25 protein-coding genes are annotated in these 23,388 nt (G+C 62.9%); 14 read left to right on the forward strand and 11 right to left on the reverse strand.

The features are described 5' to 3' along the window. A partial coding sequence (locus FY036_RS11980; protein ID WP_148914975.1) for a DUF2188 domain-containing protein occupies nucleotides 1–241 on the forward strand: 241 nt, incomplete at its 5' end. 154 nt (nucleotides 242–395) lie between these two features. Here the strand turns inward: FY036_RS11980 and FY036_RS11985 are convergent. From FY036_RS11985 to FY036_RS12000, 4 genes are all read right to left on the reverse strand, one after another. Further along, nucleotides 396–1,238 (reverse strand): carbohydrate ABC transporter permease, encoded by an 843-nt coding sequence (locus tag FY036_RS11985; RefSeq protein WP_148914976.1) that lies wholly within the window; start codon nucleotides 1,236–1,238, stop codon nucleotides 396–398. Further along, nucleotides 1,235–2,119, reverse strand: a complete 885-nt coding sequence (locus FY036_RS11990; RefSeq protein ID WP_201744748.1) for a carbohydrate ABC transporter permease — start codon at nucleotides 2,117–2,119, stop codon at nucleotides 1,235–1,237. Before FY036_RS11990 ends, FY036_RS11985 begins: the two co-directional genes overlap by 4 nt. 69 nt (nucleotides 2,120–2,188) lie before the next feature. After that, on the reverse strand, nucleotides 2,189–3,478 hold the full coding sequence (locus tag FY036_RS11995) for an ABC transporter substrate-binding protein (protein WP_148914977.1): 1,290 nt from the start codon (nucleotides 3,476–3,478) through the stop codon (nucleotides 2,189–2,191). An 88-nt stretch (nucleotides 3,479–3,566) separates the two neighbouring features. After that, the gene (locus FY036_RS12000; RefSeq protein WP_148914978.1) at nucleotides 3,567–4,673 is read right to left on the reverse strand and encodes an ABC transporter ATP-binding protein; all 1,107 of its coding nucleotides are present in this window, start codon (nucleotides 4,671–4,673) and stop codon (nucleotides 3,567–3,569) included. Between the two features lie 181 nt (nucleotides 4,674–4,854). Here FY036_RS12000 and FY036_RS12005 point away from each other — a divergent pair, with 181 nt between their 5' ends. Continuing rightward, nucleotides 4,855–5,712, forward strand: coding sequence for a metallophosphoesterase family protein (locus FY036_RS12005; RefSeq protein ID WP_148914979.1), 858 nt, complete (start codon nucleotides 4,855–4,857; stop codon nucleotides 5,710–5,712). A gap of 59 nt (nucleotides 5,713–5,771) precedes the next feature. Here FY036_RS12005 and surE read toward each other — a convergent pair whose 3' ends face one another. After that, complete coding sequence (gene surE, locus FY036_RS12010) at nucleotides 5,772–6,536, reverse strand: 5'/3'-nucleotidase SurE (RefSeq protein ID WP_148914980.1); 765 nt, start codon at nucleotides 6,534–6,536, stop codon at nucleotides 5,772–5,774. Nucleotides 6,537–6,799: 263 nt separating this feature from the next. On the opposite strand from surE, the gene FY036_RS12015 reads away from it, so the two are divergent. After that, nucleotides 6,800–7,792: a sugar-binding transcriptional regulator gene (locus FY036_RS12015; RefSeq protein WP_148914981.1), complete on the forward strand. Its 993-nt coding sequence runs from the start codon at nucleotides 6,800–6,802 to the stop codon at nucleotides 7,790–7,792. A gap of 346 nt (nucleotides 7,793–8,138) precedes the next feature. On the opposite strand, the gene FY036_RS12020 is transcribed toward FY036_RS12015, so the two are convergent. Further along, nucleotides 8,139–8,396, reverse strand: a complete 258-nt coding sequence (locus tag FY036_RS12020) for a hypothetical protein (protein WP_148914982.1) — start codon at nucleotides 8,394–8,396, stop codon at nucleotides 8,139–8,141. A gap of 166 nt (nucleotides 8,397–8,562) precedes the next feature. On the opposite strand from FY036_RS12020, the gene FY036_RS12025 reads away from it, so the two are divergent. From FY036_RS12025 to FY036_RS23925, 4 genes are all read left to right on the forward strand, one after another. Further along, complete coding sequence (locus FY036_RS12025) at nucleotides 8,563–8,934, forward strand: PRC-barrel domain-containing protein (RefSeq protein WP_148914983.1); 372 nt, start codon at nucleotides 8,563–8,565, stop codon at nucleotides 8,932–8,934. A gap of 137 nt (nucleotides 8,935–9,071) precedes the next feature. Next, entirely contained in the window at nucleotides 9,072–9,443 is a 372-nt protein-coding gene (locus FY036_RS12030) for a DUF2231 domain-containing protein (protein WP_235897646.1), read from the forward strand. Beyond that, nucleotides 9,436–10,959 carry a PQQ-dependent sugar dehydrogenase gene (locus FY036_RS12035; RefSeq protein WP_148914985.1) on the forward strand — a complete coding sequence of 508 codons (1,524 nt, stop codon included), beginning with the start codon at nucleotides 9,436–9,438 and terminating at the stop codon, nucleotides 10,957–10,959. The genes FY036_RS12030 and FY036_RS12035 overlap by 8 nt, the downstream gene beginning before the upstream one ends. Continuing rightward, complete coding sequence (locus FY036_RS23925) at nucleotides 10,956–11,129, forward strand: hypothetical protein (protein WP_201744749.1); 174 nt, start codon at nucleotides 10,956–10,958, stop codon at nucleotides 11,127–11,129. Before FY036_RS12035 ends, FY036_RS23925 begins: the two co-directional genes overlap by 4 nt. Before the next feature lie 244 nt (nucleotides 11,130–11,373). Here FY036_RS23925 and katE read toward each other — a convergent pair whose 3' ends face one another. The 3 genes from katE to FY036_RS12050 all read right to left on the reverse strand — a co-directional run bounded on the left by katE (nucleotide 11,374) and on the right by FY036_RS12050 (nucleotide 14,779). After that, nucleotides 11,374–13,494, reverse strand: coding sequence for a catalase (katE, locus tag FY036_RS12040; RefSeq protein ID WP_148914986.1), 2,121 nt, complete (start codon nucleotides 13,492–13,494; stop codon nucleotides 11,374–11,376). Between the two features lie 88 nt (nucleotides 13,495–13,582). Then, nucleotides 13,583–14,080, reverse strand: coding sequence for a YciE/YciF ferroxidase family protein (locus FY036_RS12045; protein WP_148914987.1), 498 nt, complete (start codon nucleotides 14,078–14,080; stop codon nucleotides 13,583–13,585). 120 nt (nucleotides 14,081–14,200) lie between these two features. Then, on the reverse strand, nucleotides 14,201–14,779 hold the full coding sequence (locus tag FY036_RS12050; protein ID WP_235897647.1) for a DNA-3-methyladenine glycosylase: 579 nt from the start codon (nucleotides 14,777–14,779) through the stop codon (nucleotides 14,201–14,203). A 321-nt stretch (nucleotides 14,780–15,100) separates the two neighbouring features. On the opposite strand from FY036_RS12050, the gene FY036_RS12055 reads away from it, so the two are divergent. The 6 genes from FY036_RS12055 to FY036_RS12080 all read left to right on the forward strand — a co-directional run bounded on the left by FY036_RS12055 (nucleotide 15,101) and on the right by FY036_RS12080 (nucleotide 20,698). Continuing rightward, a complete protein-coding gene (locus FY036_RS12055) occupies nucleotides 15,101–15,610 on the forward strand; it encodes a 2Fe-2S iron-sulfur cluster-binding protein (RefSeq protein ID WP_148914988.1) in 510 nt (169 codons plus the stop codon). Then, nucleotides 15,607–16,584, forward strand: coding sequence for an FAD binding domain-containing protein (locus FY036_RS12060; RefSeq protein WP_148914989.1), 978 nt, complete (start codon nucleotides 15,607–15,609; stop codon nucleotides 16,582–16,584). The genes FY036_RS12055 and FY036_RS12060 overlap by 4 nt, the downstream gene beginning before the upstream one ends. Nucleotides 16,585–16,587: 3 nt before the next feature. Next, nucleotides 16,588–18,792 carry a xanthine dehydrogenase family protein molybdopterin-binding subunit gene (locus FY036_RS12065; protein WP_148914990.1) on the forward strand — a complete coding sequence of 735 codons (2,205 nt, stop codon included), beginning with the start codon at nucleotides 16,588–16,590 and terminating at the stop codon, nucleotides 18,790–18,792. Nucleotides 18,793–19,100: 308 nt separating this feature from the next. Next, a complete protein-coding gene (locus tag FY036_RS12070) occupies nucleotides 19,101–19,691 on the forward strand; it encodes a TetR/AcrR family transcriptional regulator (RefSeq protein WP_148914991.1) in 591 nt (196 codons plus the stop codon). An 89-nt stretch (nucleotides 19,692–19,780) separates the two neighbouring features. Then, nucleotides 19,781–20,293, forward strand: coding sequence for a NuoB/complex I 20 kDa subunit family protein (locus FY036_RS12075; protein WP_235897648.1), 513 nt, complete (start codon nucleotides 19,781–19,783; stop codon nucleotides 20,291–20,293). A gap of 27 nt (nucleotides 20,294–20,320) precedes the next feature. Next, nucleotides 20,321–20,698, forward strand: a complete 378-nt coding sequence (locus tag FY036_RS12080) for a hypothetical protein (RefSeq protein WP_148914992.1) — start codon at nucleotides 20,321–20,323, stop codon at nucleotides 20,696–20,698. 63 nt (nucleotides 20,699–20,761) lie between these two features. Here FY036_RS12080 and FY036_RS12085 read toward each other — a convergent pair whose 3' ends face one another. Continuing rightward, entirely contained in the window at nucleotides 20,762–21,712 is a 951-nt protein-coding gene (locus FY036_RS12085; RefSeq protein ID WP_148914993.1) for an alpha/beta fold hydrolase, read from the reverse strand. A gap of 28 nt (nucleotides 21,713–21,740) precedes the next feature. After that, nucleotides 21,741–22,190 carry an SRPBCC domain-containing protein gene (locus FY036_RS12090; RefSeq protein WP_148914994.1) on the reverse strand — a complete coding sequence of 150 codons (450 nt, stop codon included), beginning with the start codon at nucleotides 22,188–22,190 and terminating at the stop codon, nucleotides 21,741–21,743. 109 nt (nucleotides 22,191–22,299) lie between these two features. On the opposite strand from FY036_RS12090, the gene FY036_RS12095 reads away from it, so the two are divergent. Further along, nucleotides 22,300–23,310, forward strand: coding sequence for a GlxA family transcriptional regulator (locus tag FY036_RS12095; protein ID WP_235897649.1), 1,011 nt, complete (start codon nucleotides 22,300–22,302; stop codon nucleotides 23,308–23,310). Nucleotides 23,311–23,388 lie beyond the last annotated feature (78 nt).

The raw sequence follows: 23,388 nt of genomic DNA on the forward strand, positions 1-23,388 counted from the left end.
AATGAACGATGTGAAGTATCGGATCGTCGAACACGACGGCGGCTGGGCCTATCGGGTGGACGGGACCTATTCCGAGACGTTTCCCAGCCATGACGCGGCCTTCGGCGCGGCCCGGCGTGCGGCCTGCAAGCAGTTGCGGCCGGGCGAGACCACCGGCATCGTCTGGGAGGACGCGACTGGCCACTGGCACGCAGAACTCTCTCGCGCCGGCGACCGGCCCCAGGCACAGGTCATCGGCTGACAGGGCTTCTGGAATGCAGTCCGGTTGCCCGCCCAGCGCCACCGGTTGAGGCAGGTAGCGTGCATGCCGAGCGTGAGAATAGCCGCCGGAAGATGCAGATCACAATCATGCATTTATCGGCGCTGGCACGCCGCGCGTGCGCTCGTGAGCTAGGCTACTTGATGCCGGCGCGCATGAAGCTTTGAACGAACTGGCGCTGGAACAGGAGGAACGCGATCAGGAGCGGGGCCGATGTCATGAGGGCGGCGGCGGAGATGATGCTCCATTGCACGCCCTGGTCAGGCGACGCGAACACCTGCAAGCCGACCGTCAGAGGACGCGTCGATACCGAGTTGGTGATTACCAGCGGCCACAGCAGATTGTTCCAGTGGTAGCTGACCGAAACCAGCCCATAGGCGACGTATACCGGTCTTGCGAGCGGAACGTAGACCCTCAACAGGACGCCGACCGACCCTGCCCCTTCGACCCGTGCGGCATCGTCCAGTTCCTTCGGCACGGTCAGGAACGCCTGGCGCAACAGGAAGATGCCGAATGCGGATGCCATGTAGGGCAACCCCATGGCCAGCACGGTGTCGACAAGGCCGAGCCGAACCATGGTGCGGTAGTTTTCCACCAGCAGCACTTCCGGCATCACCATCAGCTGCAGCAATATGAGCATGAAGATGACGGTCTTTCCCTTGAACTCGTAGCGGGCGAAGGCGTAGGCGGCCAGCGTGCAGATGACGAACTGGGCGACCAGGATGACCGAGATGAGCACGAAGGTGTTGAAGAAATAGCGGGCGAACGGAGCCGCCGACCAAGCGGCAATGAAGTTGTCCAGCGTCAGCGGCGCGAACAGGTCGAACCGTACCTCGTATTCCGGCGGATGGATCGCCATCCAGACCGCGTAGAGCAGCGGCATGATCCAGAGAAGACCCAGCACATAGCAACCGACGAGTTCTACGAGACGCCAGAAGGAAGCGCCGCGTTCCTGGTGAGGAAGTGCGATCGTGCTCATTTGTAATGCACCTTGCGGTCCAGGATGCCGAACTGAATGAAGGAGAAGGCGGCGAGTGCGGCCAGCAGCACCATTGTGAGCGCGGACGCATAGGCAGTATCCCAGAAGCGGAACGCCGTGTTGTAGATGTAGTAGAGAAGCAGCGTGCTGGCGTTGTCGGGCCCTCCCCTCGTCATGACGATCACGTGGTCGATCAGACGGAAGGAGTTGATCAGCGCGTTGACCAGAACGAAGAGCGTGGTCGGCATCAACAGCGGAAACACGATCCGCCGGAAATAGTACCAGCGGCTGGCACCTTCCAGGGCTGCAGCTTCGGCCAGCGACGGGCTGATCTGCTGGAGCGCAGCCAGATAGAAAATCATGAAGAAGCCCGCCTCCTTCCAGATGCCGAGCAGCATCAGGGAAGGCAGGGCCGTGTTGGGGCTGCCGAGCCAGTTGGTGGAAGAAAACCCGAAATTGGCAAGTATCTGGTCGAACAGGCCGTATCCCGGCGTGTAGAAGAACAGCCAGATATTGGCTACCGCGATCATCGGCAGCACCGTCGGAAGGAAGAAGGACATCCTGAGCAGCGCGCGGCCGCGGATGCTCGAATTGACGATGATAGCCATCAGGAGCGACAGACCGATGGCGAGCGGCACCGTGCCGAGCGCATAGATGGCGTTGTTCTTGAGCGCGGCCAGAAAGACCGGGTCCGCCAGCATCGACTGGTACTGTTCCACACCGACAAAGCGTGCCGGGCGCGCGCCTCGCGGTGTCGTGTAGAAGCTGTTGATGAACGTCGTGACAGCCGGAATATGGGTGAATGTCGCCAGCAGGACGGCTGCCGGCAAAAGAAGAAGCCACGGCGTCGCCTGACTTTGGAGCCTGCTCAATTTGCTCATAGCTTCATTCCGGCTTGGCGTTCATCCGAATTGGCGGGCCGCGGCTTATGCGCGGCCCGCCTGTCGAAATCAGTTCCGATAGTTGCGCAGGATGCGCTCGGCTTCGGCCTGTGCATCCGCAAGGGCCTGCGCCGGCGTCTTCGTAGCCGTCAGCGACGCTTCGATAGCATCGTCGATGACACGCGCCACACGCTGGTTTTCGTAGGTCGAAAGCTCAGGCACCATGAACGGGATCTGTTCGCGGGGAACGAGCGCTTCGGGGAACTCCTCGACATAGGTCTTCATCGCGGCGGTCTCCCAGGCATCTTCGCGCGGAGCGATGTAGCCGGTCTTGATGCTCCATTCGGCAGACTGCTCCGCAGAGGTGAGCCACTTGGTGAAGCGGAATGCGGCCTCCTGCTTTTCAGCGTCCACGCCTTCGAAGATGAAGATGTTGCCCCCGCTGGTGGGTGCCCCACGCTTCTTGTGCTCGGGCAGGATCTGCACGCCGAACGGGAAAGGTGCGTTGTTCTTGACGTTGGTGAGATTCCCGCTCGTCGTGGTGATCATCGCAGCCTTGCCCTCGAAGAAATCCTTCGGATTGGTGGCCCATTCGATGACGCCCGGCTTCATGACCTTGTGCTCGTGGGCGAGCGACACCCAGTATTCCAGCGCTTCCACGACTTCGGGGGAGTCGAAATACGTCTGGTCGCCGCTCAATTCGAAGAGCTTTCCTTCGTTCTGGGCAACGTAGCCCTGCAGAAGCCAGTAGGACGTGAGGGACGATGGAACCTGCATTCCCCATGTCGTGGCATTGCCCGAGGCGTCCCTCTTCGTGAGCTTGCCGGCAAACTCGACCACTTCTTCCCAGTTCTGCGGGCCGACATCGGGGTCAAGGCCCGCCTCTTCGAACATGTTCTTGTTCCAGAAGAACACGGTCGTACCGCGCTGGAACGGCACGCCCCATGTCTGGTCGGCCGTCTGGCTGTTGCTCATGAATACGGGCATGAAGCCTTCGAGCCACGCACGGTCCTCATCGGTTTCCACGAACCGCTCGATGGGTGCCACGGCGCCTTCGTCGACCAGCGTGTACATGTCGACGGAAAGCATGACCGCCAGTTCGGGCGGCTGCCCCGCACGGAAGGCGGCAAGCGCCTTGCTGATCGTTTCCGAATAGGTGCCCGAATAGATCGGGTTGACCTTTACGTCCGGGTTCTCGGCCTCGAAGCGCGAGATGAGGTCTTCGACGATCTGGGTGACCGGACCGCCGATTGCGACGGGATAGTAGAAATTGATCTCGACCTGCTGCGCCCAGGCGGCACCCGGCATCATCAAAGCGCCGCTAACGGCGAACGCTCGTAACGTACTCATGTAGCTCATTGCACTTCTCCTCCTAAGACGCGCATCGCCAACTATCTGGTCGATGGCTCACAACTCTTGCGGTTGATTCAAGGCGCGAACGCCGATCTCACGACACCGAATGCAGTACGCGATTGTCCTCCGACCTTGCGCCCAGCGCGATCGGCCGGTGATCGACACGCCTCGAGGACTTTTCGTCAAAGACGTGCGCGGCTCCGTCGGCCCAGCTCAGCCAGACCTTCTCGCCAATCTGATTTCGCAGGACGCCGTCTACGCGAACCATCAGCGTCTGATCGCCGACCCGGCACTCCAGGATGCTGTCGGCGCCATGGTATTCGACGGCCAGGATTTCTGCTGCGAGCGTACCGGACGCACCGACACGCAGTTCCTCCGGCCTCAAGCCCAGCAAAAGTCCATCGCCGGGCCCCTCGATGAGCGGCGGTCCGTCCGTTCCACGAACGACAGCCCCACCGGTGCCGTTGGACAGCGCCACGAGGTTCATCGGAGGCGTGCCGATGAACCGCGCGGCGAACGTGGTTGCCGGCCTCGAATAGAGTTCCGGCGGCATGGCCTTCTGCTCGACGACGCCCCCGCGCATCAGGACGACCTGATCGGCGATGCTCATCGCCTCGATCTGGTCGTGCGTCACATAGACCATCGTCATGCCCAGACGCTGCTGGATGCTGCGTATTTCCTTGCGCATGTCATGGCGCAGTTGCGCGTCCAGATTGGAAAGCGGCTCGTCCATAAGACAGACCGGGGCCTCGGCCACTATGGCCCGGCCCAGCGCGACGCGCTGCTGCTGCCCACCCGACAGTTGCGACGGCTTGCGCTGGAGAAGCGCGCCGAGCCCCAGAAGCTCGGAAGCCTTCTTCAAACGCCTGTTGCGCTCGTCGACCGAAACGCGGCGCACCCGGAGGCCGAATATGATGTTTTCTTCGACAGTCAGGTGCGGAAACAGGGCGTACGACTGGAAGACCATCGATATTCCGCGTTGCGCCGGGGGTGCGTGGGTCACATCACGCCCGCCAATCCGGATCGCACCGGCACTTGCAGAGTCCAGGCCCGCGATCAGCCGAAGGGTGGTCGATTTTCCGCAACCGGAGGGGCCGAGCAGAACGGTGAGCGTGCCCGGCTTGACCTCGAAATTGACGTTGTCGACGGCGGCGACAGCGCCCCAACGCTTGCACAGATCAGCGACTTCAATACCGCTCATAAAAGCTCCTCCGGCAATGGCGCGCCGCCCTGCGGGGCATACTCGCCTCTTCCCTTGCCATTTCTGAAAGTTAGTGAACTTTCTTTTTTTGGTCAATACATTTGTTCATTTTTGATTTCCTGCTCTTGCGCGCCGTCGAAATGGGCCGCTAGATGCGATCTCTGCCATTCTGGAGCGCCCAATGACCTCGTTTCGAATTCTCCATATCTCCGATACGCACCTGTCCCCCCGTACCAGCCACTTTCGACACAACAACGATGTCATGGCTAAATTGCTGGGCGAAGCGGATCACGATCTCATCATCCACACCGGCGACATCACGCTCGATGGCATCCGCTACGAAGAAGACTATACGTTCTGCCAGGAGTTCTTCGCGGGGACCGGAAAGGACATCATGTTCCTTCCCGGCAATCACGACATCGGCGACAATCCCCGACTGTCCGAACCGGCCGCAGCCGGCGGAAGCGCCATCAACGCCGAGCGCATCGCGCGATACGAACGCTTCCATGGCGAACACTGGTGGTCGACCGATATTCACGGCTGGCGGCTGATCGGAATAAATTCACTGATCGTGGGATCGGGAGAGGCGCGCGAAGCGGAGCAATACGCATGGTTGCGGGAGCAACTGGCCACGGCCGGCTCCAACCATATCGCGCTCTTCACACATCAGCCGCTCTATGTCGACGAACCTGACCCGATCGACCTCACCTACTGGACCGTCGATCCGGATGGCCGTGAAAACCTGCGATTCCTCATGGAGGATCCGCGCCTGAGACTGATCGCCTCCGGCCATCTCCATCAGCAGCGATCCCGGCTTTTCGGAGCGGTGAAGCTCGAGTGGTGCCCCTCGATCGCATTCACCACGCGCGAGGAACTGGTTCCGGAAATGGGCGGCAGGCGCGAGGTCGGCTTCCTTGAGCACGAACTTCATGCGGACGGCTCGGTCACGACAAGGCATGTCAGCCCCGCTTCCTTCGGCAACGACTATCTCGATGACTGCATCAAGGAAGTCTATCCCGCGATGGGGCAGGATACGTAAGCGCGAAAAGGCCGGCCGCATCACGCGGTCGGCCTTTTTGTCTGCGCCGAACCGGGGCCTTAAGCCTCCTCCGCCAGAACCTCGCGGGTTTCGTGGTGAAGGGCTGCGGGGACCGCGGAATGGCCCATCCAGTTGAGGCGGGTTACGCTCGCGACACCTGAATCGATCAGGCTGTTTTCGTCGCCCTGCGTGCTGCGGTAATTGCGATCGGCCAAGGGCTCGATGTCGGCCCACGACTTGTCCTGGCGATGAATGACGACTTTCGTGGCCACCCGGTCGCGACCGATACGGGCCTCGCGCATGGGCGCAGGCAGGTTGCGGGGCAGATTGACACTGAGCCAATGCCCTTCCGTCGCCCATTGCGCCCTTGCCTCCCAGAAAACCCGGATGCGCTCGGCCAGCCAGTCGATCCCCGCCTCGGCCATGGGCGCGGCATCACGCGGCATCGAGAAGGCAACGCCCGGTATGCCCCACAATGCCGCTTCACGCGCCACGGCCATCGTGCCGGAATACGACACGTCCTCGGCCACGTTTCGACCTTCGTTGATTCCAGAAAGGACAAGGTCCGGCCGGACCGCACCGTCGAAGACCCAGTGAACGCCGGCTAGAACACAATCCGCGGGGGTTCCGGTGCAGGTGTAGCGCTGGTGGCCCACCTCCTCGACCCTGAACGTGGTGCGCAACGTGATCGAATGGCCGTATCCGCTCCTGTTGCCGGTCGGCGCAATCACCCACACGTCGTCGCTGACGAGGCGAGCCGCGGCCTCAAGCGCAGCAAGGCCCGGCGCATCGATGCCGTCGTCGTTGGAAATCAAGATCTTCATATTGCCTCGCAGAACAGGGGGTTGCGCTGCGTAGGCCGCACCGAGCCTGGCGAACGCTGGATTGCCGAATGGCATCCATTATATGAACAATTATTCTTCTATCAATAATTTTGTTCATATTTATCATTTGACCGGATTTCAATCTGTGGTCATGGTCATTTTCGATTTGCTCAGCCATGGATGCGCAAGCTACGCATCTCGCACCGGCCGCGCAGTGGGCTGTTGTGGCGGCGCGCCGGGGTTGCATAGTGGGAGATCGACAGATGGCGCGAACGCCTGAAAGAGCCCGGAAGACCAGGTTTCAGCTCGATCAGAACGAGCTGAAGATCCAGGCGGCGTGGTTGTATTACGTCGAGGGACTGACGCAGGAAAAGGTCGCCGAACAGCTCGGCATCAGCCGGATAAAGGCGTTCCGTCTTCTGGCAGCCACCCGCGAGGACGGGACCGTCACCATATCGATCAACGCGCAGGCGGCATCGGCGGTAAAACTCCAGCGTGCGCTGGAAAAACATCTCGGGCTGTTCGAGGCCGTCGTCGTCTCGCCGTCGGATCAAAGCGAGCGCAGCATCGCGGCCGTGGTCGGCCACGCGACGGGAAGGTATCTTTCCGACCAGCTTTCCGACGGGATGTCCATCGGGGTCGGCTGGGGCTCCACGCTGGAAGTCTGCATGCGATCGCTCACCTGGCGTGAGTTGAACGACATGACGGTCGTATCGCTGCTAGGCGGCCTCACCCATGCATCGGCCCATAATCCTTCGGCGGTTGCCTGGCGTCTGGCGGATTTCTACCAGACCGAACTTTACCAGATAACGGCTCCTGTTTTCGTCGCCGACAGTCGCTTCGCTCGCGAACTCTGGAAGGAGCCCGATCTGCAGGAATTGCGCCGTCAGGCCGGAGAGGTCGACATCGCCCTGTTCAGCGTGGGTGACGTCAGCCGCCATGCATCGATCTTCCGCCGCAACATCCTTCCGTGGGAGGAAGGCGAGACCCTGCGCGATGCAGGGGCTGCCGGCGACGCGCTTTGCCACTTCGTGGATGCGGACGGCAACATTGTCGACCATCCTGTCAACGAGCGCGTGATGGCGATCAACCCGAGGGAGTTGCGAAAAGTTCCCAAGGTCATCATATCGTCAGGCGGGCAGCGCAAGGCCCCCGCAATACGCGCAGGGATAGCCGCAACCAACGCAAAGGTCCTGATAACCGACATCGCCGCAGCAAACGCCCTACTGGACCTGCCGCCCATAGAGGCGCTTTAGATTACAGCCAAAAAAGCAGCTATTTCGTACGCCTAATTCGGGCGCGAGATCTGGCTGGCGACGCAATCAGGGCCACTGGCTCCAACTGCCGGCGACGCGCATTTTCTCGGTACACGCTCCGTCCAAACCAATAGAGAGCGCTTAGAAAAAGTAATCGGAACATCTTGCGGGTCCTTCTGATCGTGGGCTGCACCGAGCAACGAGCGATGATTGCCAAGGGTTCCTATCGAACGTGTGAATTCTCGAACCAATAGTCACAGCGAGCACGCACCCAAGATCTGCCGTGGATGGTTGCGGCAGGCTGCCCGTCTACAAGACACAGAGCGCCCGCTCACGCATCCGCCTCTCACTCGTCCGTCCTGGTACTGCCCTCCCGCTTCGGCGGGTTGATGCCGTTGGAGTGGCGCGTCTGTGCTTCTCGCTCGTCAAGCGGTTCGCTGTTGCCGATGCCTTTAGGCGGCACGTTGGCAGCGGCATCCTGCGAGAAGTCCGGATGGCCATCGTAGGTAACGTCGCGAGGACGGCGTTGCGCGCTGCTCTCACCCTCTGGCCTTGCAACGGGCCGATTGGTGGCTTGGTCGGTCTGCGATGGGGTTCGTGGCATTGTGGCCTCCATGGACTTGCTACTTCCCTCTCGAACTTCCTCCGAACGCCGGAGTTCCCGGCACGCGATCACGTTTCACGTCTCCGGCATCCTAACCTCTGCATAATCCGGAACGCTCGGCGCCCGCTTCCGTTGTCGCTAAGGAAACAATCCAAGGAGATGCGAAATGGCCAACGACCCGGACATTCACGAAACCCATGATCTGATTGCCAGCGACAAGGTGGTCGGAACCGACGTCTACGGCGCCGGGGAAGAGCATGTGGGCAAGATCGAGCGGCTCATTCTGGAAAAGCGGAGTGGACGCGTCGCCTATGCGGTCATGAGCTTCGGCGGCTTCCTCGGACTGGGACACGACCACTACCCGCTTCCCTGGGCCAAGTTGACCTATGATGAAGGCCTGGGTGGCTATCGTACCGACGTCACCAAGGAACAGGTGGAGGGCGCACCGAAATACGAGGCCAGCGGCGAGTACGACTGGTCGAAGGACAACGGTCGGCGCATCCACGAGTATTACGCAGTGTCGCCATACTACATCTGACAGCCACGAGCCGCTCGGCCAAGCCGGGCGGCTCACCGTTCCAAGGTGCTCTCCAGCCGGGGATGCTTAGCTCGAAAGCTCAAAAGCAGATGATCCATTCCCCTACGACGACCGGGACCCCAGCGCTGGCAGGCGGCTTGTACAGGCTATTGTCGGCCTTTCCAATCGCCGCCTTCAGCCTGATCGTGCTCACCGACCTCGCCTACTGGCAGACGGCCAACCTTCTGTGGCTTCATTTTTCGGAGTGGCTGCTGTTTGCCGGCATAGTCTTCGGCGTGCTGGCGGCGCTTGTGAGACTGGTGGAAGCGGCGGTCGGATGGTCGCGGTTTTCCCCGTTCTACTACGTCGGCGGACTTGTCGTGCTCGTCCTCGCCGCCATCAACAATTTCATCCATACCGAAGACGGCATCACCGCTGTCATGCCCTACGGCCTGACCGTCTCGATACTGACCGTGCTGGCGATGGCTGCCACCGGGCTGCTCGGCCGTCTGGGAGGCCGTCATGCGTAGCCTGCTTTCCATCCTGGCCGTCGCGGGAGCATCGATCGCCGTGTCAGGCTGCGGCAATTCGGATGATTTCGATGTCAGCCAGCAGATCGGGCCCGATCCTGTCCTGCCTGCCCCCAGCCAGAGCCTCTGGCCCGATCTGCGTGTGGCGGAAGTGGTGGGATGGCGGGACGGCCAGACCCCGGAGGTGCCGGACGGGCTGGTGGTCACGCCCTATGCGACGGATCTCGCCAACCCCAGGACCGTGCATACACTGCCGAACGGAGACGTTCTGGTGGTGCAATCCAAGGCGCCGCCCGGAAAGCCGCTCAACCGTCCCAAGGACGTGATCCGCGACTGGATCATGGCAATGGCGGCGGGTGACGACGGCGACGAGCAGGAAACCAATCTCATTACGCTGTTGCGCGATACCGATCGGGACGGCGAAGTCGATGAGCGCGTCGACCTGCTGACCGGGCTGACTTCGCCTTTCGGGGTGGCCTGGCACGACGATACGCTCTACGTCGCAGCGGCGGATGCAATTCTGTCCTATCCTTACGAGTTGGGGGCGACGGAGATCTCGGCCAACCCGACGATGCTGACGCCCCTGCCCGGCGGCCCGATAAACCACCACTGGACCAAGGACCTGGCTCTTAGCCCCGACGGGCGATATCTCTATGCATCCGTTGGTTCGAATTCGAACGCCGGCGAACGGGGACTTGAGGCGGAAAAGGGTCGCGCGGCGATCTGGCGGGTCGATCGCGAAACGGGAGCGTCTCGCGTCTTTGCATCGGGACTGCGCAATCCCAACGGATTGAACATTCATCCCGAGACCGGCGAGTTGTGGACCGTCGTCAACGAACGCGACGAACTCGGCCCCGACCTGGTGCCGGACTATCTGACGTCGGTTCAGGAAGACGGCTTCTACGGCTGGCCCTGGAGCTATTTCGGCCAACATGTGGATGAGCGCGTCTATCCGCCCCGTCCAGATCTGGTCGAGACTGCGATCGCGCCAGACTATGCGCTGTCCAGCCACGTGGCGGCACTGGGGCTTGCATTCACCAACGACTCCGCGATGCCAGAGGAATTCCAGAACGGCGCTTTCGTCGGCAATCGGGGAAGCTGGAACCGCAATACCTTCAACGGCTACAAGGTCATCTTCATCCCATTCGAGGACGGGAGACCGTCTGGCATGGCGCAGGACGTCGTAACCGGCTTTCTCGAGGGCGATGAGGCGCGAGGGCGTCCGGTCGGCCTCGCCATGGACGGAACGGGCGCGCTGCTCATCGCCGACGACGCCGGCAACACGGTGTGGCGCGTCGCGCCCGCGGACGGTTCGGTAACGCCCGAGCCAATCCCGACGGACAGGGTACGCGGGAACGCCGAAACAAGTGAAGACGCAGGCGAACAGGGCGCGCCTGCCGCGCCGGCCCCACCGGCTGGCGACACCGCGCAACCCACCGAGCCGCCTCAGACGGAGATCGCTCCCGCGGTGTCTCCGGAGGATGGGGCAGGTCAACCTGACGAGGAAGAGCAATGAGCGAGAAGCACGAATGGCTGGATCCCGACAACGAGCAGGAAGCGGCTGTACGCCACCTTGTCGAAAACACCGATCTTTCTCCGCTTCAGGCGAAAGAACTCGTGGCCGAGCATGGAACGGATCGGGAGAAGCTGCTCAAAATCGCAAGGACGATGAAGGCTGAGGGGTAGGCAGGCGGCGTCTGCCGCCCGCGAGAAGGCACTCGGTCGCGCACCGGCACGAGACGGATTGAGGGTGGGCAGTGTTGGGCCGATCTTGAGCTACCGATAATGACGACCGAGGCGCCGTGGTGGCTCGGCTTATAGGGCGAACCCATCTGGCGCCTCTCTCTTTTCTCGAGCCCTTGTCGGATGAGCGCGGCAAGAAGCCGCCGCGCTCATTTCCTCGACAGCGTGCCCGGTCTGGAGCGCGCATTCAGAGCTTAACAACCTCCTCCCGCGCCCAGACACGCAGATTTCGGCATGCGGCCACGAAAGCGCCGGCATCCCTGGATGACGAGATCGCAATCAGACCCTCGTCGGGATCATCCAGCGCTATCCCCGCCTTCTCAAGAAGCGGTGCGGCTGCTTTCACATAGGCCACGAATTTCAGATGCGCGAAGGCGTCCGCCACGAAGTCGCGCGCCGCGGCTTCTCCCGCGAGGCGCTGAGCACCTTCGTTGGAAACGATGAGGGCGACTGCATCGAACAGTACAGACGGGCCGCCGTCGATCATGTGATCGCCCTCGACGACATTGCCTTCGGTGTCCTCCACGCCACCGATACGGGGGGCGACGATCTCCATCGTAGCGCCTTCCTTCTTCAGCGCTGCGGCAAGGGCTTTGATAAGCGCTGCGTCTGCGCCGTCGCTGACCAGCACGCCGACCTTTCGCCCCGCGAAGCTTTCAGGGCCGTTCTTGATGATGCTCAGCGCGTCGGATGCCGGCAGATCGTCACGTGGGGTGATGGCGGCATCGGCGGGTTTTGGCAGGTCTTTCATGCCGAGCTTTTCAGCAACGGTTTCCGCCAGACCCTCGTCTATATTGAGCAGATGCGAAATCATGCGCTCCCGAATGACGGGCGTTTCGACCTTGGAGAGCTCGAAGGTGAGCGCCATGGCGATGTGCTTCTGCTCGTGCACGGTCTGGCTGATGAAGAATTGCCGCGCCTGGCTGTAATGGTCGGCGAAACTCTCCGCGCGAAGCCGCACTTTCGGCCCCTCCACCTCGTCGCGGAAAGAGCGGAAGCCGCGTTGAGGGTTCTCCCGAGGCCCCTCGCCCCACGAGTTCGGCTGGTAGTTTGCGCGACCGACCGGGTTGCGCATCGCCATATGCCCGTCCTGCTGGAAGTGATGGAACGGGCATTTCGGCGCGTTGATCGGCAGGTGCGTGAAGTTAGTCGAACCTAGCCGCTTCAACTGGGTGTCGAGATAGGAAAAGTTTCGCCCCTGCAGCAGCGGGTCGTTGGAGAAGTCGATGCCGGGTGGCACGTTCTGTGTCATGAACGCGACCTGCTCGGTCTCGGCGAAGAAATTGTCCGGCATGCGGTCGAGGACCAGACGGCCCACGGGGATCGGCTCGATGATCTCTTCGGGGATGAGCTTGGTCGGGTCGAGGATGTCGAAGTCGAAGCTGTCGGCAAAGTCCTGGTCGAACAGCTGGACGCACAGCTCCCACTCCGGAAAGTCGCCGGCCTGGATCGCATTCCAAAGGTCGCGACGGTGGTAGTCCGGATCGGCGCCGTTGATCTTGACCGCCTCGTTCCAGACCACCGACTGAAGCCCGAGCTTCGGCTTCCAGATGAACTTCACGAAGGTGGACTCGTCCTTCTCGTTGAGAAAGCGGAAGGTGTGAACGCCGAACCCCTCCATGAAACGGAAGGAGCGCGGGATTGCGCGGTCGGACATGACCCACATGACCATATGCATCGACTCGGGCGTCAGCGAGATGAAGTCCCAGAAATTGTCGTGTGCGGACTGGGCCTGTGGAAAGCCACGATCCGGCTCGGGCTTCACCGAGTGGATGATGTCGGGAAACTTGATCGCGTCCTGGATGAAGAAGACCGGGATGTTGTTGCCGACGATGTCCCAGTTGCCTTCCTGCGTATACAGCTTGACGGCAAACCCCCGCACGTCTCGTGCGAGATCGGCCGACCCCTTGGACCCGGCGACCGTCGAGAAGCGTACGAACGCCGGTGTCTTCTCGCCTGCGCGCTGGAAGATGTCGGCGCGGGTGTATTTCGCCAACGACTTGTAGGTTTCGAAATAGCCGTGCGCCCCGTAGCCGCGCGCATGGACCACGCGCTCGGGAATGCGTTCGTGATCGAAGTGGAAAATTTTCTCCCGGAAGTGAAAGTCCTCGATCAGGCTCGGCCCGCGCTCTCCGTATTTCAGCGTGTTCTGGTCATCCGATACTGGCGCACCCTGTGCCGTCGTTAGCACCGGCGCGTCGCCTTCGGCGATCTGGTGCAACTCACCGCCGGTTCCGCGGACAAGCGTCTGGTCGTGAATTTTGGTGGTCTTCGTGGCAGTGCCGGGTGTTCTGGAGTTCTTGGCCATGGATGGCTCCTGTGGCTCGCTTTGCCCTGACGTATGGTGTCAAAAATGCGGAGAAGGCGCGGGATCGATCCCGCGCCTTCTCTACCGCCTACGCTGCCTTCGCGCGTTGATTTGCCGATGCGTCCGCCAGTTTGGTCAGATCGCTATCGGTCTTGGATTCTTCCTGAAGCGTCTGATCGAGCAGCTTGGCTGCGTCGGCCAGGCCCAGTTCGGTCGCCCAGCGCTTCAGCGTCCCATAGCGGGTGATCTCGTAGTGTTCGACCGCCTGCGCCGACGATATGAGCCCGGCGTCAAGCGCGGCCGTACCCTTGAACTCCTCGATGATCTCCTCGCCTTCCGCCACGATGCCTTCGATCGCGTCACAGGTCTTGCCGCGCGGCTGCTTTCCAAGGATCTCGAACACCTGCTGGAGGCGCTCGACATGCCCTTCGGTTTCCTCACGGTGCTTTTCGAACGCAGCTTTCAGGTCTTCCGACTGCGCGGCACGCTTCATCTTGGGCAACGCCTTCAGGATTTTGCGCTCTGCGTAGTAGATGTCCTTCAGCGTATCGTGGAAGAGGTCTTCCAGCGTCTTTTCTTTTGCCATTTGAAATGTCCCTTCGTGGATTCTTGTTGGAGTTGCGATCACTCCGCTGTGATCGCCACAATCCAACGAAGGATTCGGGTCGCCGTTCCCGATCGGACAAGAAAAATACTGCCCGCGACCTCAGGGCACCGGGAATGGTCTGCTCAGGAAGCGCGATCCGGCCAGACCGAACCGCCAAGGCCGATCCATGCCGCGAGAAATACCGATGCGGGCGCCTGATACCACATTGACCGGCTCGCCCAGATGTAGCGAAAACGGAAGGTCCAGTACGGACCTGCCATTGAGCAACCCGTCTATGCCGAGCGCTTGCGAGAGCCTTCCGGGTCCGGAGGCGACAAGGCGAGGATCGTCCACGCCGCGCCTTTCGGTCATGACCGCCCAACCGTGGGTCGGCTCCAGCGCACGTAGAAGAACGGCGCTGCCGGGTTGGCAAACGATATTCATGCACCAGTGAAGCCCGTAGGAGCGATAGACGTAGGCTGTGCCCGGCTGGCCGAACATGGGTGCGTTGCGGGGCGTCTGCCCGCGGAAGCTGTGCGAGGCGGGATCATCGCGCGTGTAGGCTTCCGTCTCGACGACGACGCCCCCCGCGCTTCCCACCATGAATACGGTCCCGATCAGGGCGCGCGCCACGTTCACCGCATCACGATCGAAAAAGGAAGCGGGAAAAACGACGCTCATCAGTTGCCTGTCTGCCATCACGTTTTTGCCCGGCGCAGTTGGTGCAGGAACATCGCCGCCAGTCGCCCGTTGCCGCTAAACGGAACGGAAGGAGGCGACCGTATTGCGGCGAGCTGCGAGAAGAAAGGCGTCTTGAGTACGAGGTCGCAGCTACCATGCCTGACCGCAATGCCGAAGGCCGGGGGGTGCTGACGGCCCGACAATACAGCCCGCCGCGACGAACGGTTCTAACCGACAGGGTTCTCACTGACGCCCAACCCGGCGTCGAACGATCTCTTGGACAAACAGCCACGGTGCCGGCGCGACTCGCCCGTGCTCCGAAGCAGGGAAGACCCCGCAATGCAGACACGACTTCACATAAACGGCGACGACCATCAGCTCGATGCCGACGCTCGCACCACCCTTCTCGACGCCCTGCGCAATCATCTGGGCCTGACGGGATCGAAGAAGGGGTGCGACCACGGCCAGTGCGGCGCTTGCACCGTGCTGGTGAACGGGCGGCGCATCAATTCATGCCTCACGCTGGCCTGCATGCACGACGGCGACGAAATCGTGACCATCGAGGGGCTTGGCGCACCGGGGCGTCTGTCCGCGCTTCAGCAGGCATTCGTTCATCATGACGGATTCCAGTGCGGGTATTGCACGCCGGGCCAGATTTGCTCCGCAACCGCGATGCTGGAGGAAATCGAGGCCGGCTGGCCGAGTCACGTCACGAGCGACGTCAGCGGCAAAGCGGAACTGACGGTGGACGAGATTTCCGAGCGCATGAGCGGCAATCTCTGTCGCTGTTCGGCCTACCCCAACATCGTCGACGCCATCATGGAAGTGGGAAAAGGGAGACGCGGATGACCCCCTTCGACTATACACGCGCATCCTCGCCGGCCGAGGCCTCCCGGCTCGGCCGTGAAGGCGCCACCTTTATAGCTGGCGGTACAAATCTCCTCGACCTTATGAAGCTCGAGATCATGACGCCGGACCGGCTTGTCGATATCAGCCGACTGGAGCTCGATGGCATCGACCGCACCGGCGACGGCGGATTGCGGATCGGCGCAATGGTGCGCAACAGCGACCTTGCCGCCGACGCGATCGTTCGCAAGCACTACCCCATGCTCGCCAAAGCGCTTCTTGCAGGGGCGAGCGGCCAATTGCGCAACAAGGCGACGACCGGCGGCAACCTCCTGCAACGCACGCGCTGCTATTATTTTTACGACACCGCCATGCCATGCAACAAGCGTGAGCCGGGCAGCGGATGTCAGGCGATCGGTGGGGTGACGCGGCTCCACGCGATTTTCGGCGCGAGCGAGCATTGCATCGCGACGCATCCCAGCGACATGGCCGTCGCGCTGCGCGCGCTCGACGCCAGGGTCGAGATCGAGGGTGCGGATGGCGCGGTACGCAATGTCGGTCTGGACGAATTCTATCGTCTTCCGGGCGATACGCCGCACATCGAGTCGATTCTGGCGCCCGGCGACCTCATCACCTCGGTGATCCTGCCGCCCCCGGAAGAAGGCCGCCAGACATATAGGAAAGTCCGTGACCGGGCATCCTATGCGTTCGCTCTCGTGTCGGTGGCAGGACGAATCCGCATGGAAGGCGGCAGGATCGCGCGGGCGGGCTTCGCGTTTGGCGGCGTCGCGCCGCGCCCATGGCGTGACCGCGATTTCGAGGCGACACTGGAAGGCAACGAGCCCTCCCCGGCGCTGTTCGAGCGCGCTGCGGACGCCTTGGTCGCAAACGCATCCACCCACGGCGACAACGCGTTTAAGGTCCCCCTCCTGAAACGCACCGCCCAAGCCGTTCTTACCGAACTTACGGAAAGCTGAGCGATGACCACTCACATCAAGATGGACGACCGTATCGATCGCGACCGCCTCGAAGAGATGGTGCAAGGCGTGATTGGCCGACCGCTGGACAGGCCCGAAGGCGAGTTGAAGGTTTCAGGTCGCGCGCCTTATGCGATGGACGATCTTCCTGACGGCTGCCTTCACGGTGTCCTTGTGCGATCCACGATCGCCAAAGGCAAACTCGAGCATATCGATGCGGCCGCTGTCGAAACCCTGCCCGGCATTCGCGCAGTGCTGCGGGACGACCGTTTCACGCGAAATCCCGCGCAGGGCATGGCCGGCGAAGCCCCCGCTCAGGGCACCGACGAAATCGTCTATTTCGGTCAGCCGGTGGCGCTTGTCGTAGCCGACAGCTTCGAGCAGGCACGACACGGCGCGCAAATGCTGGCGTTGAAGATGGAAGGCGCTGACGAGGCGGCGGTGAACCCGTCTGATCGAAACGCCCAGATCGAGGCACCGAAAAAGAAGCAGTCGTCGACGGGCGACCTCGACAAGGCGATGCGCCAAGCAGCATTCACCGTCGATGAGACCTACACCACGCCGGGCCATGTCAGCGCCGCCATGGAGCCGCACGCATCCGTTGCACGTTGGGACGGCGACAGCCTGACGCTCCACGGCAGCTACCAGATGCTGCGCTTCAACCGCGCGGAGCTGGCCGACTCACTGGGCATCAAGGAGGAAAAAGTCCGCATCCTGGCGCCTTATGTCGGCGGCGGTTTCGGCTCCAAGCTGGGCATATCGCCTGAAGGCGTGGCGGCTGCCATTGCCGCAAAGGAACTGGGCGTGCCGGTGGCCGTCGCGATGACCCGCCAGAACGTCTTCGAAATGGTGCTTCGCCGCTCTGAAACTAGCCAGCATATTCGCCTGGCAGCCGACGAGTACGGCAAGCTGACCGGCATCGGCCACGAGGCGCTCGTCTCGAACATTTCCGGCGAGGAGTTCTCCGAACCCGTCACGCAGGCTACGCCCTTTCTCTATCGGGGTGAAAACCGCGTCATAGGTCACCGGATCGCCCGCATTCACCGAACGCCGGCCGGCTCCGTCCGTGCACCGGGCGAGGCGGTCGGCCTCACCGCGTTGGAAATCGCGCTCGACGAGCTGGCGGTGAAGTCGGGGATCGATCCCGTAGAGCTGCGCCTGCGCAATATTCCGGATGAAGACCCGTCGAAAGGCATTCCGTTTTCCTCGCATACATTGTCCGAAGCGCTGAAGACCGGAGCCAGGCATTTTGGCTGGGAACCGCGCAATCGCGAACCTGGCAAGGTTCGCGACGGAGAATGGCTGATCGGCAGCGGCATGGCATCGGCCGCGCGTGTCAACATGCTGATCGAGTCGAAAGCGCGCGTGACGCTGACAAATGACGGGCGCGCATCCGTCGAGACGGACATGACGGATATCGGCACCGGCACCTATGCGGTGCTGGGCCAGATCGCAGCCGAAATGCTCGGCCTGCCCATGGCGCGCGTGAATACCATTCTCGGAGACACCGATCTGCCGCCCGCATCCGGGTCGGGCGGCTCGTTTGGCGCTGCCTCCAACGGGACGGCGGTCTTCCTCGCCTGCGAGGACATTCGCCGCCAGCTCTGCGAGCGGCTCGGCTGCGCGCCAGACGAACTGACACTGAAGGACGGCTATGCGACCGTAGCGAACCGTCGCACCAGCATCCAGGACGTGCTTGGCGGGAGCGATCTGGCGGCGGACGGTCACGCCGAGCCCGGCAAGGCCGAAAAGAAGGTCCGGCAGGCAACCTATGGCAGCTACTTCGCCGAAGTCGCGGTCAATTCCGTGACAGGCGAAACACGTGTCCGGAAGATGCTCGGCGTCTTCGCAGCCGGCCGCATCCTCAACGCCAAGACGGCGCGGTCGCAATGCCTCGGCGGCATGACCTTCGGCATCGGCATGGCGCTGACCGAAGAGCTTGTCCACGACCACCGCGACGGGCACATCGTCAACCGCGACTTTGCCGAATACCATCTGCCGGTAAACGCGGATGTGCCGCAAATAGACGTGGTGCTGTTGGAAGAGCGCGATGCGTGGGCCAATCCGCTGCACGCCAAGGGCATCGGCGAACTCGGCATCTGCGGCGCGGCTGCTTCCATCGTCAACGCGATCTACAACGCCACCGGCGTGCGCGTACGCGATCTGCCCGCCACGCTCGACAAGCTCCTCGAGGGACTGCCGTCATAGGGGACATTGGCTTTAGACGAAGGTGAAGAATGAGTGTCGGGCCCTCGGCTGAAGGCCTAGATGGCTACCTCGAGCGCCGTGACCTGTTTATTGTGATATCCAGCGAGCCTCCATTGCAAGATCGGGGGGCCCACACGCCTCAGGCTCTCCAGCACCCGCGCTCCAACGTGCGCTATTCGCCGGCACGACCCAGTGCTTGATTTCGAATATCCGGTTTCCGAATCGGCCCGGTCCGACCCGGACAGCGTCCGGCAGGTTGCGCAGTGTCCATCGCTGCGCATAAGAAGCTGGAGCCACGCAGGATACCTATGGCCAGACGCAATACGCTGCAGCCGAAAGACTGGATCGTCGCCGCGACCCGCGCTCTCGCCGAGGGCGGAGTGGACGCGGTTTCGGTGGAAGGCATCGCCAAACAGCTGGGTGCTTCCAAGGGCTCCTTCTACTGGCATTTCGCCGACAGGCCGGCGCTGCTGGAAGCCATGTTCGACCTTTGGGAGCGCGAGGGGACGGCAGACCTGATCGAGCGCGCCAGGGCCGTCGCCGACCCGGTGGAACGATTGCGCGGCCTGACGCGCGATACGCTGGACGCCGAAACCAACGGCGTCGACGTGGCGCGGACCGAGGCCGCCATCCGCGCGTGGGCATCGCGCGACCCAGCCATCGGCAAACGCTTCGCAAAGGTGGAAGACGACCGCACGGCGTTCCTCGCCCACCAGATCGCGGCGCTCGGCTATGACCCGGCCACGGCCCTGCAGATGAGCAAGCTGATGCATCTGACCGTTATCGGGCTGTTTGCAGCCCGCGCATCGGGATCGGCCGTGGCCGAAGACGACGTGCTGACCTTCATCGTCGAGCGGCTGATCGCCGAGGCCCCCGGCAAGGACAGAAAGCCCGGATAGCGGCGGCACGCCATACCATACGCAAGCGTATGGACATTGCCGGCAACCTCGCTTACATACGCATGCGTATGGAGAAGAAGGATCGCGCCATGACAATGGCCTCCGCCCCCGACGACTATGCAGATTTCACCGATCTTCTCGCCGACCGCGGCTATCTCGTCACCAACTCGCAGGCGCTGATCAACTGGGCGCGCACCGGGTCGCTGATGTGGATGACGTTCGGGCTGGCGTGCTGCGCCGTGGAAGGGCTGATGCACGCGTCGGGGCCCCGATACGATCTGGAGCGGTTTGGTGCCGCACCGCGCGGCTCGCCGCGTCAGTCGGACGTGATGATCGTCGCCGGCACGTTGACCAACAAGATGGCGCCGGCGCTGCGCAAGATCTACGACCAGATGCCCGAGCCGCGCTACGTCATCTCCATGGGCTCGTGCGCCAATGGCGGCGGCTACTATCACTATTCTTATTCGGTGGTGCGCGGCTGCGACCGCATCGTGCCCGTCGACATCTACGTGCCCGGCTGTCCGCCGACGGCGGAGGCGCTGCTTTACGCGGTGCTGCTGCTGCAAAAGAAAATCCGCCGCACCGGCACGATCGAGCGCTGACGCACGGTTCACACGGAGAACAAGAGAATGACGGACCAGATCCTGTTTGCAATTGCGGGCGGCATAGCGGCGCTGTGGCTCGTCGTGCATGTGTCTGTCGGCGGGAGGGAGGTCGAGCGTCCGTTGCGCTCCTCATCGCACCGTCTAGACCCGTCCGTCCGCGACACACTTCACCTGTGCTGGCACTGCGTGACGGTGACGGTCGCCATCATGGCCGCGATGTTCCTCGTTGCCATACTCACCTCGCGCCCGGATTTTGCCATCGCCGGAACGGTGCTCGCGTGGGGATACACGCTGGTCGGCATCGCGCTGGCGCCGGCCGTGGGCGCCAGCTATCGCGACCTGCCGCAAGGCTGGCTTTTCCTGCCCATCGCGGCACTCGGTACGGCTGCGATGGTGTTCTGAGATGCATGTAAGGAGCGGCGACACCGGCGAAAGCACATCGGAAGGCCGGCATCGCCGCAGGTATCACGGCGCCGGAAGACGCCGGATGAAGGCCGATGCGCGCTCGGCCACGGCGTTGGCGGCCGCGTCGGCGATGATGTGGCCCATGCCGTCGATCACCTCGACCGGCACGCCGAGAGCGGACGCCGTGCTTTGTGCGTGCACGATCGGGAACCACGGATCGTCGCCGCCATGGATGACGAGCGCAGGCGGGCGGATGGCGGCCAGCAGCGCGCGCCGGTCTCCCGTCGCCGTCGCCGCGGCGGCCTGCCGGGCGGCCGCCTCGGGATCGTCAGCCGCCATGTCGGCCGCGACCCGCGCGGCGACCTCGTCGTCCGTCATCCGCAGGCGGGCGTCGCCTTCAAAGATGCGGTAGGCCTTCATCTGACCCGCGACCATATCCATGGACGCGAACGTGCCGAGGTCGGACAGCGCGGCCAGCGCCGGGCCGAAAGGCAGGTCCGCCTCGCCGGACGTCGCCGAAACGGAGATCATCGAAAGGACGCGGTCCGGGTGCTCCGCGGCCATCACCTGCGCGATCATGCCGCCCAGCGAATGGCCAAGCACATGCGCGCGCTCCATGCCGGCGGCATCAAGGACGGCGACGGCATCGTCCGCCATGTCGGAGAGGTCGTAGGCGATTTGTGGCGGCTTGCCGGCGGCAAGTGCGGCAAGAATTTCCTCCGTGTCGGGCGGTGCGCCCGCGCCACGCAGGAGCGTGCTGCGGCCGGAGTCCCGGTTGTCGAAGGTGACGACGCGGTAGCCGTCGGCCACGAAGCTATCCACCAGCGCGTCTTCGCCGACGCGGCTGGCCGCTCCCTGCCCGTTGACGAGCATGATCGGCGCTCCGTCTGCCGGGCCGTGCACCCAGTAGGCGATCTCGACATCGCCGTTGAGGGCGCGGCCGGATTCCTGCGCCATGCCGGGCGTCAGGCTCATGAGCAAGGCAATGGCAGTGGTTGACATGCGTAGCATGATCTTCTCCTCTCGGTTGTGGGTCGGTTCAGCGCCAGAGATATCCGCCGAGCGCGTCGAGCATGCTTTCCCAGCCCGAGCGATGCCCCGCGACGTCGTCCTGTCCGTCGAAGTAGAGGCCCTGCTCGACAAGGCGCATATGCGTTCCGCCACCCGTCGCCTCGAAGGCGACGGCCACGGTGCCGGCGAAGGTGAGCCGGCCGTCGCTGGCGAGCGAGGTGGCGTAGACGATGCGTCGGCCCGGCTCTATCGCCAGATAGCGGTTCTCGTTGATGTATTGCGGGCCGCCATCCGGGCCGAAGCGGCATATGTCGGTCTGGCAGACCGCAAAGTGGAACGCGTCGAAACGCATCGACCATCCCTCGCCCGGGTCGCCCCACGTCAGTTGCGCCCGCTCGTCGGCCCAGGCGGCAAAGACCGCCTCGACCGGGCGTCTGAAATCCCGGCTCAAATCCACCGTTCCTGGTACGATCGTCATCTCGTTCTCCTTTCGCAGTGCTTGTTCGATGCGAAAGGATGCGACGGAGCGGCGCGCGCCGTTAGAGCGAGACTCGACCGTTTCGGGGCATTTGTGCCATGCTGAGCTTATGGTGATACGTCCGACACCCGCGCCTCCGCTTCAGGTCTCGATACTGAGCCTGCCCGAAAGCGGAACCATGGCCGCGTTCGGCCTGCATGAAGTGCTGGGCGACACACTGAGAAACGGGCGCGGATTGTCCCGCCAGATCCAGCCTGTGCTGGTGGCTCGCGAGCAGGGTTCGTTCCGCTCCAGCACGGGACTGCAGGTGACGCCGGAGCAAGGGCTGCATGTAGAATGCGCGGATGTGGTCGTCGTCTGCGACATCCACCTCGATCAGGATGAGAGCCCGCAAGGCCGCTGGCGCGAGGAGATCGCGTGGGTGCACCGGCACATCGCCGCAGGAGCGCTGGTGTGCTCGACATGCAGCGGGTCGGTGCTGCTGGCGGAGGCCGGGCTGCTGGATGGCGCGGAGGCGGCGTCGCACTGGAGCATGGCGGACCTGTTTCGCGACCGCTACCCCACCGTGCGCTTCCGGCCGGAGCGCATCCTGTGCGACAGCGGCCGGGCCGGCCAGCTCATCACCACCGGCGGCGCTTCGGCATGGCAGGATCTCGCGCTCTACCTGATCGCGCGCTTCTGCGGCGCCGAGGAGGCGGCGCGCGTGGCCCGGCTGTTCCTGCTCGGCGATCGCGGCTACGGGCAACTCCCCTTCGCCTCGATGGCGCGCCCCCGCCAGCACAGCGACGCCGCCATATCGCGGATACAGGCATGGCTGGTGGATAACTACGCCACGCCGAACCCCGTCTCCGCCATGATCGAGCGCTCGGGCCTTTCGGTGCGCAGCTTCAAGCGCCGCTTTTCAGCCGCCACGGGGTACACACCGGTCGAATATGTGCAGGCGCTTCGGGTCGAGGAAGCCAAGCAGATGCTGGAACGCGAGGCCGTCACCATCGAAGAGATATCGGCGAGCGTGGGGTACGAAGATCCGACCTTCTTCCGCAGGCTCTTCAAGCGCCGCGCCGGGGTCACGCCGGCGCAGTATCGACAGCGCAATCGCATTCGCGGGCTTCCCGCATGAACGCAACGCCGCGCATGTTCAGTTTCGTGAACATCGCTCGATGCAAGGTTAACGCCGGTTAACCGCCCAGGCAGCCGA

Origin of the sequence: Neoaquamicrobium microcysteis, assembly GCF_008180155.1 — a bacterium.
GTDB lineage: Bacteria > Pseudomonadota > Alphaproteobacteria > Rhizobiales > Rhizobiaceae > Aerobium > Aerobium microcysteis.